This is a genomic window from Limnoglobus roseus (genome assembly GCF_008254045.1).
Classification (GTDB): Bacteria; Planctomycetota; Planctomycetia; order Gemmatales; family Gemmataceae; genus Limnoglobus; species Limnoglobus roseus.
This window is the reverse complement of record NZ_CP042425.1, coordinates 9,279,640-9,294,747: the sequence shown is the minus strand read 5'-3', so window position 1 is coordinate 9,294,747 and position 15,108 is coordinate 9,279,640. Positions and strand designations below refer to the sequence as shown.

13 protein-coding genes are annotated in these 15,108 nt (G+C 65.7%); 4 read left to right on the top strand and 9 right to left on the bottom strand.

The annotated features are described in order from the left end of the window. Positions 1-40: 40 nt before the first annotated feature. From PX52LOC_RS41860 to PX52LOC_RS39755, 5 genes are all read right to left on the bottom strand, one after another. Positions 41-1,252, bottom strand: coding sequence for a PepSY domain-containing protein (locus PX52LOC_RS41860; RefSeq protein WP_149115299.1), 1,212 nt, complete (start codon positions 1,250-1,252; stop codon positions 41-43). A 128-nt stretch (positions 1,253-1,380) separates the two neighbouring features. Further along, positions 1,381-2,499 (bottom strand): DUF1559 domain-containing protein, encoded by a 1,119-nt coding sequence (locus PX52LOC_RS39770; protein WP_149115750.1) that lies wholly within the window; start codon positions 2,497-2,499, stop codon positions 1,381-1,383. 151 nt (positions 2,500-2,650) lie between these two features. Next, positions 2,651-3,649 carry a Kelch repeat-containing protein gene (locus tag PX52LOC_RS39765; RefSeq protein ID WP_149115298.1) on the bottom strand — a complete coding sequence of 333 codons (999 nt, stop codon included), beginning with the start codon at positions 3,647-3,649 and terminating at the stop codon, positions 2,651-2,653. Between the two features lie 34 nt (positions 3,650-3,683). Further along, entirely contained in the window at positions 3,684-4,349 is a 666-nt protein-coding gene (locus PX52LOC_RS39760; protein WP_149115297.1) for a DUF4198 domain-containing protein, read from the bottom strand. Positions 4,350-4,464: 115 nt separating this feature from the next. Then, positions 4,465-5,415 (bottom strand): DUF1559 domain-containing protein, encoded by a 951-nt coding sequence (locus PX52LOC_RS39755; protein WP_149115296.1) that lies wholly within the window; start codon positions 5,413-5,415, stop codon positions 4,465-4,467. A 266-nt stretch (positions 5,416-5,681) separates the two neighbouring features. Here PX52LOC_RS39755 and hemP point away from each other — a divergent pair, with 266 nt between their 5' ends. The 3 genes from hemP to PX52LOC_RS39740 all read left to right on the top strand — a co-directional run bounded on the left by hemP (position 5,682) and on the right by PX52LOC_RS39740 (position 8,553). Next, entirely contained in the window at positions 5,682-5,858 is a 177-nt protein-coding gene (hemP, locus tag PX52LOC_RS39750; protein WP_149115295.1) for a hemin uptake protein HemP, read from the top strand. 90 nt (positions 5,859-5,948) lie between these two features. Further along, entirely contained in the window at positions 5,949-6,836 is an 888-nt protein-coding gene (locus tag PX52LOC_RS39745; RefSeq protein ID WP_149115294.1) for a ThuA domain-containing protein, read from the top strand. A 361-nt stretch (positions 6,837-7,197) separates the two neighbouring features. Then, a complete protein-coding gene (locus tag PX52LOC_RS39740; protein WP_149115293.1) occupies positions 7,198-8,553 on the top strand; it encodes a DUF1501 domain-containing protein in 1,356 nt (451 codons plus the stop codon). Positions 8,554-8,559: 6 nt separating this feature from the next. On the opposite strand, the gene PX52LOC_RS39735 is transcribed toward PX52LOC_RS39740, so the two are convergent. Beyond that, positions 8,560-10,119 carry a serine/threonine-protein kinase gene (locus PX52LOC_RS39735; RefSeq protein ID WP_149115292.1) on the bottom strand — a complete coding sequence of 520 codons (1,560 nt, stop codon included), beginning with the start codon at positions 10,117-10,119 and terminating at the stop codon, positions 8,560-8,562. Positions 10,120-10,333: 214 nt separating this feature from the next. Here PX52LOC_RS39735 and PX52LOC_RS39730 point away from each other — a divergent pair, with 214 nt between their 5' ends. Then, entirely contained in the window at positions 10,334-10,702 is a 369-nt protein-coding gene (locus PX52LOC_RS39730) for a hypothetical protein (protein ID WP_149115291.1), read from the top strand. A 1-nt stretch (position 10,703) separates the two neighbouring features. Here the strand turns inward: PX52LOC_RS39730 and PX52LOC_RS39725 are convergent, their stop codons facing one another. From PX52LOC_RS39725 to PX52LOC_RS39715, 3 genes are all read right to left on the bottom strand, one after another. After that, positions 10,704-11,651, bottom strand: a complete 948-nt coding sequence (locus tag PX52LOC_RS39725) for a UDP-glucuronic acid decarboxylase family protein (RefSeq protein WP_149115290.1) — start codon at positions 11,649-11,651, stop codon at positions 10,704-10,706. Between the two features lie 181 nt (positions 11,652-11,832). Next, on the bottom strand, positions 11,833-12,216 hold the full coding sequence (locus PX52LOC_RS39720; protein WP_149115289.1) for a hypothetical protein: 384 nt from the start codon (positions 12,214-12,216) through the stop codon (positions 11,833-11,835). A gap of 14 nt (positions 12,217-12,230) precedes the next feature. Further along, positions 12,231-15,053, bottom strand: a complete 2,823-nt coding sequence (locus tag PX52LOC_RS39715) for a WD40 repeat domain-containing protein (protein ID WP_149115288.1) — start codon at positions 15,051-15,053, stop codon at positions 12,231-12,233. Positions 15,054-15,108: the final 55 nt, after the last annotated feature.

Sequence of the window (15,108 nt, the reverse complement as noted above, 5' to 3'; positions counted from 1 at the left end):
AGAGAGGGAATGCCCTCCGGCCAAGTCAACCGCTGATGCGTCAGCCCGTCATCGCGGCGTGCATCGCGAAGCCGAGGGCCGTTGCGGCGACAGCGCTCAGCAACAGGAACACGACGCCAGCCTTGCGCGTGGCCTTCAGTTGCCACCACATGAGCAGGCCGGACACGCCCCAGAAGCACATCACGAAGGCCATCACGTCCACGATCACCGCCCAGAACCACTTGGCGTTCGTGTCGGCGGGGTAGCCGTGCGTCGTGTGCAACCGCGTCAGGAACCGCCGCCAGCCGACCTCCGGTTTGTCGTCGCCGTCGGACAGCTTGCCGCTGACGGCACCGGTCAGCGGGTTGTACGTCGCCGTCCAGACTTTGCCGTCAGCCTCGATCGGGAAGGAAACTTCGGGGACCGACGTGACCGTGACTTCGCCGCCGGGGAAGCCGTTGCGTTCGAGGATGACGGGGACCGACGCCTTCAGCCGTTCGTGCGCCGGGTTGTCGAGCTTGATGCCTTCCTCACCCCCCTCGCGGCCGCCACGGCTTTCGCCACCGCGGCCTTCACCGCCGCGGCCGCCACCCTGCCCACCACGACCGCCACCAGGGCCACCGCCTCCACCGGGGCCACCGCGGCCTTCACCGCCGCCACCGCCGGGGCCACCGCGGCCTTCACCGCCGCCACCGCCGGGGCCACCACGCCCACGGCCGGCCACCTCATTGTTCTGCCGGCCGACCGCGAACGGGGCACGTTCCACTTCTTTGCGGGGTTGTTCCGGTTGGGCGGCCCGACTCGTGATCGTGCCGGTGCCGGCCTTCACGTCGAGCAACAGGTTCAAGTTCTGCCCGTCGGCCTTGATGGTGGCGAACGCGAGTTCCCGCGTGAACTTCGCGTCCCCGGCGAGTTGGTACGGCGTGGCCGGCGACTGTTTGGCGTTCAGCAGTTTCACCACCTGCTCGGCCTGTTCATTGGCGGTCGGCCATTGCTCGGCCGGGGTGCCGCTGACGGCCTCGCGGCCGTAAGTCTTCGAGGCGGCCTGCTCGCGATTACTGAAGGCGGTCGGGTGGTTGAACAGGAACGCCGTCACGCCGTACAGCACGGCCCACGGGAACAGGAACAGGCCCAGGTACAGGTGCCCGCGGCGGATCAGGTGCAGAACCCGTTTGCCGAGTGGCCGACGGGCAGACTTGGTCGGCCGGACGGGCTTAGACTCAAGAGTTTCCAACGAAACAGCCACGGTCGCGTTCGGTTCAACAAGATTCATTGGGGGCGGCCCGAGTATGGATTGGGTAGGAGGGAATCAAACCCGCCGCGACGGGGTCGCGGCGGGCGAGAGCGGAGAGGAGGGTTCGCGTCAGCGGGAGAGACTCATCCTTCCAGGTTCACAACAGCTTAGTAGTCGCCGGCAAGGTCGCCACCGTTGCGGCTGCCGAGGGCCTTGTAGGTCTGCATGTCGATGGTTTCGCGGACGAACCGCACCGACCCGTCGCCGAGGAGGAAATTACACCCGCCGGTGTGGCTACTGCTGAACGCGGCGAGGGCCGTGTTCCGGAACCACGCCGTCGCGTCGTTGGTGCCCGTCGTGCCCGCGGTCGCGGACACGGTGCCCGCCTTGGCGTTGACCGTGGTCGACTTGCCGACCATGGTCCGGGTGTTCATCCGCGTCATCGTGACGCCTTCGCAGGTGTCGGCCCCCGGGTGCGGGAAGGCGTAGTTCGAGTTGCCCGTGTACGGCTTGCCGGTCAGGTCCGTGCCGTCCAGGTTGCTCGTCCCGCTCACCCACGTGCTCCCTTGAACCCGGTAGTGCTTCTCGCCCACCAGGAACGTGTTGGACAGCCCGTCCGTCACGCTCATCAGGTTGATGGTCATCAAACTTCCCCCGACGGTGGTCGCCGACCCCACGGGCGGCGGTTGGAAGGCGGAGGCCATCATGCCGTCGTCCGCGGTCCACCGGAGTTTCGGCGTGCTGACCACGGCCCCACTGGCGTCGGTGGCGTACTGGAAGTTCCCGCGGGACGCGGCGTAGCTGCAGTACGCCCCGTACCCCATCGCGTCAGGCATCGGCATCGACGGGCAAAGGTAGGTCGGGATCGGGTTCTTCGTGAGGTCGAAGTTCGTCGGCCCGCCGGCGACCAGCGGCGTGGTCTTGTCGGTGGCCGACTTGGTCGGGTTGTACTGCTTCGCGATGTTGTCTTGTTCGAGGTACGGCAGCAGGTACAGGAACCCGCTGTGGTGCTTCGACGGGGCTTCGGGCGGCAGACTGCCGGTGAACGCCCCGCCCTCGTCGTGGCCGTTCGGGGCGTAGCTGAAGACCGGCAGTTTCTCGGTCGTGTTGTGGTAGTTGTGAACGGCCAGGCCGATCTGCTTCAGGTTGTTCGAACACTTCATCCGGGCGGCGGCCTCGCGGACCTTCTGCACGGCGGGCAACAGCAAGCCGATGAGGACCGCGATGATGGCGATCACAACGAGCAGTTCGATGAGCGTGAACCCCGGGCGGGAGGAACGTCGCATTTCAGTCAACCGTCCTTTCAGGTGGGAAAATTCGAGAGGCAATCCGCGGTTCGACCCGCGTGGGCCGAACCGCGGCGGTGTGTGAGTCAATCGTTTCAGTTCATCCGGATTTGTTCGTTCGCGGAATGAGGGGCTTTCACCGCGGTGGGGTTCACTTCGTGTCGGCGGCGGTGACCTTTTCGCCGTGCTCGGCCAACTTGACGACTTCGAGGTTGGCGATGTTGCCGCTACGGCTCGCGCCGCCGACCAGCAGCACTTCCGAGCCGAACGGCAGCAACCGGGCGACCATCCGCTTCGTCGTCGATTCGCCGACCTTCTCCCAGGCGTCGCCGGCTTCGGTCAGCCGGTAGACCTTCGCGTCGCTGCAACTGAGGATCACGCGGCCGTTGATCGTCGTCGCGGCCGGCGAGAAGCCGACCCCTTCGCCGGGGAACGTCGGGCCGCTCGTCCACTTGCCGGTCGCGGTGTCGAGGACGTCCACGTTCGTTTGCGACGCGGCCTTCGCGCTCAGGCCGCCCAGGACGTAGACCTTCGTGCCGACCACGGCCGCCGTCAGCGCCCGCCGTTGGAACGACTGCGGGATCGACTTCCACTCCAGCGTCTTCGCTTTCAGGTCGAGGGTCAACGCGGTGTCGTGCCAGTCGGACGATTGGCCCTTGCCCTTCTGGTTCCAGCCGCCGACCACGACGAGTTTGTCCCCGACGACGACGAGGTCGTGCGACGACCGGCCGGCCGGCATCGGCGGCAGGCTCGTCCACTTACCCGCTTGCGGGTCGTAGACGGCGGCGTCGGCGAGCGAAAGGTTATCGGCCGGTTGGCCCGGTTCGTTTCGGGGCGACATCCCGCCGACGCGGTAAACCTTGCCGCCGTGGCTGGCGAGGTTCATGCCTTGCAGGAGTGGGCCGCCGGGCAGTTCTTCCCACTTCGTGCCGCCGTCGAGTTTGAGGCGGTGGAAGGTGCCGACGACGGTCTTGGTGTCGTAGCTGTGAGTCTTACCCGCGTGGCCGCCGTAGACGTAGGCGTAGCCGTCGCAGGTGATCGCGCCGAGGCTGGACACGGCGGCGGGCAGCGGCGGGAAGGCGGGCTTTTCGGCGGCGAAGCCGAATACCGGTGTGACGAGCAGAAGTAGGAAGGCCATTCGGTGACGCATGATCGTTGATCTCTTGAGAGTCGAGGGTGGAAAGTTACTTCAGGTCGACGACGAGCGTCGCGTAGTGGCGGACTTCTTCGTACTTCTTGCCGTCGTGCTCGCCGGCCTTCGGTTCGATGTGGCGAGCCCAGATGCCGTAGCGGCCGGCCCCGGTGACGGGTTCCGTCTTGCCGTCCTTGTCGGTCTTCAACTTGGTCGCCTTGCCGTCCGGCAGCAGAACGCTCAGTTCGACATCGGCGACCGGCTTGCCCGCCCCGTGAACGTGGAAGCTCGTTTTACCCGCGGCCGTCACCGGCACGATTTCGAGGGCGGCCTTCTCGCCGACCGTCGCGGTCTTCTGGTCGCAACCGTCGAGGATCGCCTTCGGGTGGTAAACCAGCAGCGCGGGCTTCGCGTCCTTCCGCGAGAGCATCCCGTAAATCACGGTGCCGTGGAGGAGCTTCGCGTGCGCCGGCACGTCGGCCGTCAGCGCGTGCGGCCCGGCCTTGTGCGTGACCGGCACTTCCTTGCCGTCCTCAAGGCGGGCTGTCAGCTTGAGGCCGTTGACCTTGTCCATCGTCACGTTGTCGTCGGGGTCGAGGTTCTCGCTCATCACGACTTGCACGGTCTTGCCGTCTTTCGCCGGCACGACGTAGACGAAGTGGGCCGTCGCCATCGCGGCGAACGCGGCGGCGAGGATCAGGGCGGATAGGAAACGCATCGGGAATCTCCGTTGGTGTGTGGTCGGTAAAACCGGGCGGGGCGGTGGTCACCCCGCCCGGCGGCACCACGGCGGGACGAGTTTCCGCCGTGGTGGTTCGTGAAGGACGGTTCGATTAGTTCAGCGTTACAACTTCGCCGCTAGCGCGAGTGCCGAGACCGGCGAAGGTCGTCGGGTCAATCGTGTTCCGGAAGAACTGAACCGAGCCGTCGGCCATCGCGAAGTTGGCCCCGCCCGTGTGGGAACTGCGGAACGACGAGTAGTTCGCGTCGTTGCCGCCGTCCCGCTTGTTGATCCCGCCCAGCGTCCCCGTCCAGTTGTAGAGGTAGCCGTACGCCCACACCGGGCCGTAGGTCGACGGCACGCCGGCGGGCATGAAGTCGCACTCGCCGACCATGATCGTGTTGGACGTGCCGTCGGTGACACTCGTGATCTTCACCTGCTGGTTGCCGGCCAGGTCCGGTTGGGTGGTGTTCGTGGCGGAGTAGGCGGCGTTGCGGATCGGGAGGATGACGCCGTCGCAGGCGAGAGAAGCGTACGACCCGTACCGCACTTGATACGCGGACGGCGTGCCGACCGAGAAGACGTAGCTGGACGGGCCGCGGATTTCCGGGGCCGTGCCGAGGGAGCCGCCGTTAGTCGCGCTGGGCGGGGCCATCGATGGGCAGGTGTAACTCGGGATCTGCATCTGTTGCAGGATGAAGTTCGTGTACCCGTCACCGTCCGTATCGACCTGCGAGTTGCGCGGGAGCTTCGGGTCCCACTTCTTGGCAATGCCGTCTTGCTCGAGGAACGGCATGATGAGAATCCAGCCGGTGACGTAGCTCGAACCCGTTTCCCGGAGTTGGAAGTCCATCACCGCGTAGGGGAACTTGCCGTTGACCCCTTCGTAGTTGTGGCAGGCCAAACCGATCTGCTTGAGGTTGTTGGTGCACTTGAGTCGGGCGGCGGCCTCGCGGACCTTTTGCACGGCCGGCAGCAGGAGGCCGATGAGAATCGCGATGATGGCGATGACGACTAACAACTCGATGAGCGTAAACGCCCGACGTTGGAAACTGGTGCGCATGGGCAACCCTCCGGGACTGTGGAAACACAGGAACCGATGGAGCTGCGTTGCGACGGATGGTGAGCGGTTGAGAACCGCGATCCCGAGCGGAGCGGAGCAAGCTCGTCTTGTTGCGACAAAATCTCAACAAGACGCCTTCACTCTAGGTCTGGGTGTCATAGAGTCAATAACACGCCTGGGAAAATCGCTGTTGCGATGTGCTGATTCCCGGTGGGATCGACCGAAGTTGTTGATTTATCGACATTTCGTCTCAACGCGGGGCGGCCATGAGTGAGCCTGAAAAACTTGAAAAAAAATCGACCGAGGCGGCTCATCATGAGGCGGCCCCTGTCGTTCAGGCCAAGGAACTGTTCGGCGAGTGCCGGGAAATCGTCATCGAGCACGACGGCGAGCGGTACAAACTGCGCATCACCCGCCGCGGGAAGTTGATCCTCCAAAAGTGACGGCGGCCGCAGGGGGAATTCTCGTGACTTAATGGCCGGCCGGGGGATAATGCTCAACAGTCTTTCCCACCCCAGTTGAGAACTCCTCCCATGCGATCGTGGCTCTCCATTCTCGCCCTTCTCGCACTGACGCTTCCGATGGCCGCCCAGGACGCGGCGAAACGCTCGCTGGCCGATCCGCCGGTCGAAGAACTGCCGACCGACCCGAAGCTGACCAAGATCGTGCTCGTCGCCGGTTCGACCTACTACAAGCCCGGTGAACACGAGTACGTCGGCGGCTGTGCCGTGCTAATGGATCTCCTGCGGCAGACGCCCGGCGTCTTCCCGGTGCTGGCGATCGACTGGCCGAAGAAGCCGGAGACGTTCGCCGGGGCGAAGGGCATCGTCTTCCTGACCGACGGTGGCGACAAACACCCGTTCTTGAAGGACGACCACTTCGCGCAAATCCAGAAACTGCTCGACGGCGGCGTTGGCCTCGTTCAGTTGCACCAGGACGCCGACTACCCGACCGACTTCGGCGAGCGCGTGCGGGCCTTCGCCGGGGCCGCCTGGGAGAAGGGCTACTCGCAACGGGCACACTGGGTGTCCGAGTTCAAGGACTTCCCGAAGCACGACATCTTCAACGGCGTGAAGCCGTTCAAAATCAACGACGGCTGGCTGTGGACGCTGCGGTTCGCGAAGGACCCGAAGGGCGTGACGCCGCTGTTACGGACGTGGGACCCGAAGGCGAAGGCGGCGAAGAAAGCCGACCTGGAGGACGTGATCGCGTGGGCGTTCGACCGGCCCAACGGCGGCCGCACGTTCACGTTCACCGGCGGCCACCTGCACGCGAGCTTCGCGGAGGAAGGCTATCGCCGCTTCCTGGTCAACGGCATCCTCTGGTCCGCGAAGCAAGACATCCCCGCGACCGGGGCGAAAGTGGACCTCGACGCGGCGACGCTGCCGAAGTACCTGAAGCCGGCGCCGGCGAAGAAGTAGCGATGCCACTTACGCGCATTCAACGGGCGGCGGCGAATCGCGCGTTGAAGATGCTCGAACACGCCCGTCAAAATCCAGGCATGTACTTCGGGGAACCGCGACCGGAGAACGCGGTGGTTTGGACGGTTGGGGTCCATTGTGGCTTTGGTTCCGCGCAGAAGGCGTGTCCGGACTTGTGTTCGCCACAGGCCCTCCGACGACACCGCCTCCGGTGGACCGCTCGCGGCATGCACGGAGTCATCGACCAGTTGCGTGCCCGCGGGATGTCTGACCAAGACATCGTGGAACTGGTTCTTGCACTCGAGATCGAAACCTGGCAAGAATGGATACAGGCCGAGACTCCTTCGCCCGGTGATCGCACATGAATCAACCACTTTCCCGCCGGTCTGCCATCCGCGTCGGCGGGGCGTCGCTGTTCGGGCTGTCGTTCCCGCAGTTGCTCGCGGCCACCGAGAAGGCGAACCGCAAGGCCCGCGTGAAGTCGATCATCTTCCTCCACCAGTGGGGCGGGCCGGGGCAGCACGAGACGTTCGACCCGAAGCCGGACGCGCCGGACAACGTCCGCGGATGGTTTGGGGCCACGAAGACGAAGATCCCCGGCGTCATCTTCGGCGAGAAACTTCCGAAGCTCGCGGCCATTGCCGACAAGCTGACCATCGTCCGCAACATGCAGCACAGCGTGTCGATGAAGAACCACAACTCGGCCGGGTACTACAGCCTCACCGGCATCCCGCCGGCCGTGGACGACCAACGGCTGCGAGACTCGCTCGAACTGTTCCCGGCGTTCGGCAGCATCGTCAACAAGTTCCTGCCGTCCGAGAAGGGCGTGGCCGGGTTCGTGTCGTTCCCGCACGTCATCTCCGACGGCTCCGTCACGCCCGGCCAGCACGCCAGCTTCCTCGGCAAGACGAACGCGCCGCTGTTGGTGACAGAGGACCCGAACAACGAACGCTTCCGCCTGCCGGAACTGACGCTGCCGGAAGGGCTGACGCCGGACCGCCTCGAAGACCGGCGGTCGGTGCTGGACCTGATCGACTCGCAGTCGGACTTGCTCGAAAAGTCGCTGCTCGCGAAGGGGCTGGACGAGTCGTACCAGAAAGCCGTGGCGATGCTGACTTCGCCGGCGTTCAAGACGGCGTTTGACCTGACGAAGGAGCCGAAGGACGTCCGCGACAAGTACGGCCGCACGACCTACGGCCAGTCGTGCCTGCTCGCCCGGCGGCTCGTGGAAGCCGGGGCGAAGTTCGTGAACGTCTACTTCGCGAAGTCCATCGGCGGGCCGAGCGGCGGGTGGGACTATCACGGCTTCCGCGGCGAAGACGTGCCGGGCCGACTGAACTTCCTGCTGCCGATTACCGACCTCACGCTGCCGACGCTGATCGCCGACCTGGAAGAACGCGGCCTATTGGATTCAACGCTCGTGGTGTGGGTCGGCGAGTTCGGCCGCACGCCGAAGATCAGCAGCAACGGCGGCCGCGACCACTGGCCAGCGTGCTACAACGCAGTGCTGGTCGGCGGCGGGGCGCGGAAGGGTTACGTCCACGGGGCGAGCGACAAGTTGGCCGCCCAGCCGACGGTCGGCCGGGTGACGCCGGAAGACTTGGCGGCGACGATGTTCGATGCGCTCGGCCTGGACCCGGACCTGGAAATCCGCGACACGCAGAACCGGCCGCTGCCGATCAGTCGCGGCAAGCCGGTGAAGGAACTGTTCGCCTGAAATCGCTTACGGCCGTTCGTACGGCGGGGGCGGCGGGGGCGGTGGCGGGAAACCACGGTGCGGCGGCGGGAAGCCGTGCGGGGGGTGGTGCGGCGGTGGCGGATGCCGTCGGTCGTCCGGTTCGCGAGATTGTTGCTCGGGCGATGGCGGTTGTTTTTCCTCGGGCTTCGTCTCTTCTTTCGTTGGCTTCACGGCCGGTACAACTGTCGCCGGTGGGGTAACCCGAGGCAGATTCACCGCGGAAGGAGCTTTCTCCTTCGGCTTGGTCGAACCGCCTGCCGTGTAGACCAGCAAGCCGATGACGACTGCCCCCACGACGATGCCGACGAGGCACGCGATTACGCCGACGGCGAGCGCGTTCCGGCCAGCGGTTGGCCGACTTTTCACCCACGCATTGGTCGTTTTCCCCGTCTCACTCGGCTGATCCGGCGGCGGGTCGTTGACCACCTCGAAGCCGAACCCGTTCGACTCCCGAATTCCCGATAGGCCGATGACCGACTCGTTCGGCTCCCGAATCCCCGACAGGCCAATGACCGACTCGGTCGGTGCGACTCGCACGGCCGCGCCGGCCGAGATGATGCCGGACGCGGCCGTGTCGTTCGACAGTTCCCGCTCGATCGACCGCAATTCCTTCACGACCTCATCGGCCGCCGCCGGCCGGCCGGCCGGCTCGCGGGCCAGCAAGCGGTGGACTAGTGCCGCCAACCGCGGTGGGACGGCGGAATTGTGTTCCGCCAAAGGCGTCGCGTCCTCGGACACGAGGGCCGTCAGCGTGTCCATCGGCGTCGCACGAACGAACGGCGGTAGGCCCGTACACATGCGGTATAGCACGGCCCCGAGGCTGAAGAGGTCGCTGCGGGGGTCAATGTTCTGGCCGCGGGCTTGTTCGGGGCTCATGTACGCGGGTGTGCCCAGCACCACGCCGTCGTCGGTGACGGCCGTCACCTTCGACGACGAGACGGACTTCGCGATGCCGAAGTCGAGAATCTTCACCCGCCCCTGGGGGGCTTCCAGCCAGACGTTGCCCGGCTTTACGTCGCGGTGAATGAGACCCTGCTTGTGGGCGGCGGCGAGCCCGGCGGCGATCTCCCGGCCGATTCGAAGCGTTTGCGTAACCGTCGGCGTTCGCTTCCGGCGGAGGTACGTTTCGAGCGACTGCCCCTTCAACAGCGGCATGACGAGGTACGCCGCCCCTTGGTGGTCGCCGACGTGAAAGATGGTAACGACGTTGTCGTGTGCGACCGACGCGGCCGCACGGGCTTCCCGCAAGAACTGCTCGCGGGCCGAGCGATCGACCGAGTAGTGTGGCAACAACACCTTGATGGCCACGTTCCGCCGCAGTTGCGTGTCCCACCCCTGGTAGACGACGCCCATGCCGCCCTCGCCGAGCTTCTTCTGAGCTTCGTACTCGCCGATCCGCTGCGGGCCGTTCGTCAACTCGGCCGCACGAATCGCAACGGCGAGGGCTCCGCCGGGCCGTTGCACCACGGTTTCGGCTTCCGTCGGCGCGTCGGTTGTTCCGGGAGGACCGACCTGGTGAATCGTGGCGGAAATTCGTTCGGGCATGGGTTCCAACCCTAAACACGGCGGATCGTTCGGAGGCCGAACAGCGGGCGCACGGCGGGGGCCGGGAAGTGTAGCACAAACTACCGGGGGGACAAACTCGGCCGAATTTTTGCTCGATGTGGTAAAACTGCGGTCGAAGCCGAAGCCGGGAAAGGTTTGAAACAGGTACCGCCGCGGTTACGATAGAACGGAAATCTTACGAGGATACTCTCCCATGAAGAAATGGTGCTGCGTCGCACTGCTTGCCCTACTCGCCCCCTTGGCCGTGGGGTGCAAGCGGAACACCTCCTCGACTCCGGCGAACGCCGCCGACACGTCCGGACCGGCGGCAGTCACGGCCAAGCGGCCGCCGATGACGCGGGAGGAGGGTGAGAAGAAGTACAACCGCCTGGGGGAAACGCTGCCGGTGCGGACGCCGTTGGCCGACGTGGTCCGCTACTTCGGCCAGGAACCGGACCGGTGGGAAGGGAAGGACCCGGATCAGAAGGCGATCTGGGTCCTCGACGACGGCTCGGAAATCGCCATCGAGTTCTACAAGGGCGTTTCCGGAAGCGATTCGATCACGCTCGTGAACAAGAAGTAGGTCACAGCTTCCCGGTACGCTTCATCCGCTCCTGGAAGTACGCCATCGTCCGCTTCAGCCCTTCTTCGCGGCCGATGACGGGTTCCCAGCCGAGGATCGTCTTCGCGCGCGTGATGTCCGGCTTCCGCTGCTTCGGGTCGTCCTGCGGCAGCGGCTTGTACACGATCTCGCTCTTTGACCCGGCCAGCGAGCGAATCTCTTCCGCGAACTGCTTGATCGTCACCTCGTTCGGGTTCCCCAGGTTCACCGGCTCGTGGTAGTCCTTGAACAGCAGCCGGTAGATGCCCTCGACCAAGTCCGACACGTGGCAGAAGCTGCGCGTCTGCGAGCCGTCGCCGTACAGGGTCATCGGCTCGCCGCGGAGGGCCTGGTACATGAAGTTCGGCACGACGCGGCCATCGTTGAGTTGCATCCGCTCGCCGTAGGTGTTGAAGATGCGGATGATGTGCGTGTCGACCTTGTGCTCGCGGTGGTAGGCCATCGTCATGGCTTCGCCGAACCGCTTGGCCTCGTCGTACACGCCGCGGGGGCCGATGGTGTTGACGTTGCCCCAGTAGCTTTCCGTCTGCGGGTGGACGTGCGGGTCGCCGTAGATTTCGCTGGTGCTGGCGAACAGGTACCGGGCCTTGTGCCGCTTGGCGAGGCCGAGCGAGTTGTGCGAGCCGAGTGCCCCCACCTTCATCGTCGGGATGGGGTGGTCGAGGTAGTCGACCGGGCTAGCCGGGCTGGCGAAGTGCAGGATGTTATCGAGCAGATCGGGAATCTCGATGGGGTTCGAGATGTCGTGAACGATGACTCGGAACTTCGGGTTGTCGAGCAAGTGGGCGATGTTGTCGCGGTTGCCGGTGATGAAGTTGTCGAGGGCGATGACCTCGTGCCCTTCCTTCAGGAACCGGTCGCACAGGTGCGATCCGACGAAACCCGCACCGCCGGTAATGAGCGTCCGCATTTCGATCCTCGATTGACGGGGAACAGTCCGTGTCTGGAATGAGTTTAGAACGCGGTGAAAGGGGTGGCATCCCCTGGCGAGGAGAAGGCGAGCGGCCCGGCGTGAGCGGGCCGTGTCTCGGCACGCCCAGACACGGCCCGCTCACGCCGGGCCGCTCGCGGTTGCGATTCGGACAATGCCTTCAGACGAGGTGGGTGACTACGGCTGAATCGCAGGACCTTCGCGTCACGGGATCTCTCGCCTCACGACTGATGAAGATTCTCATGCGACTCTTCGGGAACCGCACGACGGCACCTTCGCCGTAGTCGTCGGCGTCCCACCCGTAGTCGTCGGCCAGATGGACCAGAAGACTGGCGAGATCTGACCCGACCTCGTCAAAGAAGAGTGTCAGGTTCTGGCCGCGGGCAGCGGCGTTCAACACGCGGACAAACCAGTGGTCGGGCGACGAAAGGACGTCACGCAGTTCATAATCCTCGATCAGTCGGTCGATCCCCTCCGCATCCCAGGGTGTTGAGGGAAAGTTTCTCCGGTGGAGACGTTCCAGGAGTTCGACACCGTTTGGCATCTCGGTACCCCCCTTTACTTCCCACCGGGGAGCGGCAGGACGTAGGCGTCGGCGTCGCTGGCCGTGCGCGTCCGGGGGCCGCAGCCGAGGAGCACGCTCTTGCCGTCGGCGGACACGTCGAGGGCGTAGACCGGGCCGAGCGGCACGTCGGCGGACGCTTTCAGCTTGCCGTCGGCGATGGACCACACGGCGAGGAAGCCGAGGTTCCGCGGGGCGGTGCCGACCGAGACGAGCGATTGCCCGTCGGGCGTGAACCGCACGGCGTGGACGAAGCCGGGGTGCGACGGCTGGGGTTGGTCCGGGCCGGGCGGCTTCAAGTTCGCGTTCGGGAAGTCGCGGATGAGTTTGCCGGTGGCCGGGTCCCACAGTTTCACGGTGCGGTCGCTGGACCCGGAGGCGAGTTGCTTGCCGTCCTTCGAGAAGGCGAGACAGAAGACCTGATCCTGGTGGCCCGTTTTGTCATCCGGGTGGGCCTTGATCTCGCGGACGAGGTTGCCGGTCACCGCGTCCCAGAGCTTGATCGACTTGTCGAAGCTGCCGGACGCGACCGACTTACCGTCCGGCGACCACGCCACGACGTATACCGGGTGCGGTTGCGGCATCGCGACGTGGGCCTTGATCTCCTTCGGCTGCGATCCGGTTTTCGACAGGTCGTAGATGCGAACGACGCCGTCGTGGCAGCCGGTGGCGAGCAGTGTGCCGGTCTTGTCGAAGGCCACGCTATCGACGAGGTTCGGGTGCTGGAGCGACTTCGCCGGCTGGTCGGACGCGACGCGCCAGACGCGCACGGTGCCGTCGTCGCAGCCGGTGAGGAGTTGCTGGCCGGTGTCGCCGAAGTAGGCCAGCGACGTGACGGCCGCGTGGTGGGCGAAACTCTGCACGAGCGAGCCGAACTCCGGCGGGAGCGGTTGGCCCGGCGTGGAGAACACGTTCCAGACCGCGACGGAGTTGTCGGCCAGGATCGCGGCGAGCGACTGCCCGTTCGGGTGAAACAGCAGTTCGCTCACCTTCGCGGCGGCCTTGAACGAGCCGACGAGTTGCTGGTTGTTCAGCGTGTACACCTGCACGGTCGAGTCGGCCCCGACGGTGGCGACGAGTTGCCCGTTCCGTGACACCGCGACGGCTGTGGCGGGGTTGGCGAGTTCGAAACCCTGCTCTTTTTGAAGGTTGCCGAGGTTCCAGCGGCTGAGGAACTTGGTGGAACTCAGCGTGAGGATCGTGTTCGCGTTCGGAACCGCCGTCAGACCGCCGCGGACGAGATCGGCGTCCTTCACCGACCGCACGAGTGAGGGCGTTTGCTGCGTGATCGCCTTATCTTCGACGGTGAAGACGATCGGCTGACTCGGGTGGAACGCCACGGCGATCGGGTTGCTCGTGAACGGGAGGAACTGCTGCGGTTGCCCGGTGGCGGTGTCGTAGACCGTGACCGTTTTGTCGGCCGTGCCGACGAGCAAGAGCTTCTTGTCGGTGCTGAAGGCGAGGGCTGTGACCTCGGCCGGGAGCGTCAGGGCGGGCGATTCCTTGCCGTCGCCGGTCTGCCAGCATTTCACGCTCTTTCCGCCTGCGACGGCCAGGTGGCCGCCGTCGCGCGAGACGGCGAGGACTTTCGGAGCGTCCGGGGCCGGGCCGAAGGTGCGGGCTTCTTTGCCGGCGTTCACGTCCCACGCCTTCACGGCCTTGCCGACCACGAGTGCCTGGCCGTTCGGCAGCATCGCCGCGAGCTTCGCGTCCGCCGCCACGGCTTTCGACTCCGCCGGCTTCTTCGGGTCGAGGGGCAGTTTCCAGAGCTTCAACTTGCCGTCGTCGCCGACTGTGAGCAGTTCCGTCTTGCTCGCCGCGAAGCTGACGGCCCGCACGGCCTTGGCGTCGGCCGTCAGTTCGCCGCGGGTCTTGCCGTCGGTCCCCCAGAGCAGCACTTTCCCACCCGCGGCCACGGCGAGTGTCGCGTTGTCACTGTTCCAGGCGATGGCTTCGATTGCTGCCGGGGCGGCAGGGATGGCGGTGGCCTGACCGTTGCCGACGTTGACGACCTTCACCGACTTGTCGGCGAACGCCACGGCGAAAAAGCTGCCGTCGTTCGAATAGGCCGCCACGGTCGCGGCGGCGGGTAGGTCGGCGATCTTCTTCGCCACCGGCGGTTGCTGGGGCCAAACGCGGATGCTACCGTCGGTGGACGTGGTGACGACATTGCCGCCGGTGTGAGCGAGGAGGCCGTCGAGTTCCGCCGGGCCGGTCCCGACGCTGGCGAGGAGTTGGCCGTTGGTGGCGTTCCAATAGCGAAGGATGCGGTCGGCCCCAGTCGAGAGGAGCGTTTGGCCGTTCGTCGTGAACGCTAGCCTGATGACCGCGGCCCCGTGAACGGCCTCGGCGACGGGCTTGCCGTCGGCGGACCAGAGGCGGATTTTGCCGTCGCTGCCGCCGGCCGCGTAGACTTTGCCGTCCGGCGAGACGGCGGTTCGCACGCCCTTCGTGGTCAGAGCCGTCTCTCGCACCGGCTTCGCGCTCGGCACGTCCCAGACGCGGGCGAAGTTGTCGGCCCCGCCGGACGCGAGCTGGTCGCCGTTCGGGGAGAATGCGACGGACAGGACGAGACTCTGGTGGCCCTGCGGCCCTGCGAGGGTGCGAAGTTCCTTGCCGTTGGCGGCGTCCCACAATTTGATGGTCTTATCGAAACTGCCGGTGGCGATCGTCTTCCCGTCCGGGCTGAAGCTCACCGCGTAGACCGGGTCGGCGTGGCCCCGCAGCGTGAGAGTCGGATTCCACTCGGCCGGGGCCTGGGCAAACAGGAGGCTGCCGAGGACGGCCAACGTGACGAGGGAGAAAGATCGGCGGAGCATGGCGGTACCTCGGACGGGCGATTCGGCGGGAAGGGCAGTTTCGCGAGTCGGGGCG

What these genes read in the sequence shown, in the direction of transcription:
- PX52LOC_RS41860 (WP_149115299.1), bottom strand. Translation starts at nt 1,252, where the DNA reads ATGAATCTTGTTGAACCGAACGCGACCGTGGCTGTTTCGTTGGAAACT.
- PX52LOC_RS39770 (WP_149115750.1), bottom strand. Translation starts at nt 2,499, where the DNA reads ATGCGACGTTCCTCCCGCCCGGGGTTCACGCTCATCGAACTGCTCGTT.
- PX52LOC_RS39765 (WP_149115298.1), bottom strand. Translation starts at nt 3,649, where the DNA reads ATGCGTCACCGAATGGCCTTCCTACTTCTGCTCGTCACACCGGTATTC.
- PX52LOC_RS39760 (WP_149115297.1), bottom strand. Translation starts at nt 4,349, where the DNA reads ATGCGTTTCCTATCCGCCCTGATCCTCGCCGCCGCGTTCGCCGCGATG.
- PX52LOC_RS39755 (WP_149115296.1), bottom strand. Translation starts at nt 5,415, where the DNA reads ATGCGCACCAGTTTCCAACGTCGGGCGTTTACGCTCATCGAGTTGTTA.
- hemP (WP_149115295.1), top strand. Translation starts at nt 5,682, where the DNA reads ATGAGTGAGCCTGAAAAACTTGAAAAAAAATCGACCGAGGCGGCTCAT.
- PX52LOC_RS39745 (WP_149115294.1), top strand. Translation starts at nt 5,949, where the DNA reads ATGCGATCGTGGCTCTCCATTCTCGCCCTTCTCGCACTGACGCTTCCG.
- PX52LOC_RS39740 (WP_149115293.1), top strand. Translation starts at nt 7,198, where the DNA reads ATGAATCAACCACTTTCCCGCCGGTCTGCCATCCGCGTCGGCGGGGCG.
- PX52LOC_RS39735 (WP_149115292.1), bottom strand. Translation starts at nt 10,119, where the DNA reads ATGCCCGAACGAATTTCCGCCACGATTCACCAGGTCGGTCCTCCCGGA.
- PX52LOC_RS39730 (WP_149115291.1), top strand. Translation starts at nt 10,334, where the DNA reads ATGAAGAAATGGTGCTGCGTCGCACTGCTTGCCCTACTCGCCCCCTTG.
- PX52LOC_RS39725 (WP_149115290.1), bottom strand. Translation starts at nt 11,651, where the DNA reads ATGCGGACGCTCATTACCGGCGGTGCGGGTTTCGTCGGATCGCACCTG.
- PX52LOC_RS39720 (WP_149115289.1), bottom strand. Translation starts at nt 12,216, where the DNA reads ATGCCAAACGGTGTCGAACTCCTGGAACGTCTCCACCGGAGAAACTTT.
- PX52LOC_RS39715 (WP_149115288.1), bottom strand. Translation starts at nt 15,053, where the DNA reads ATGCTCCGCCGATCTTTCTCCCTCGTCACGTTGGCCGTCCTCGGCAGC.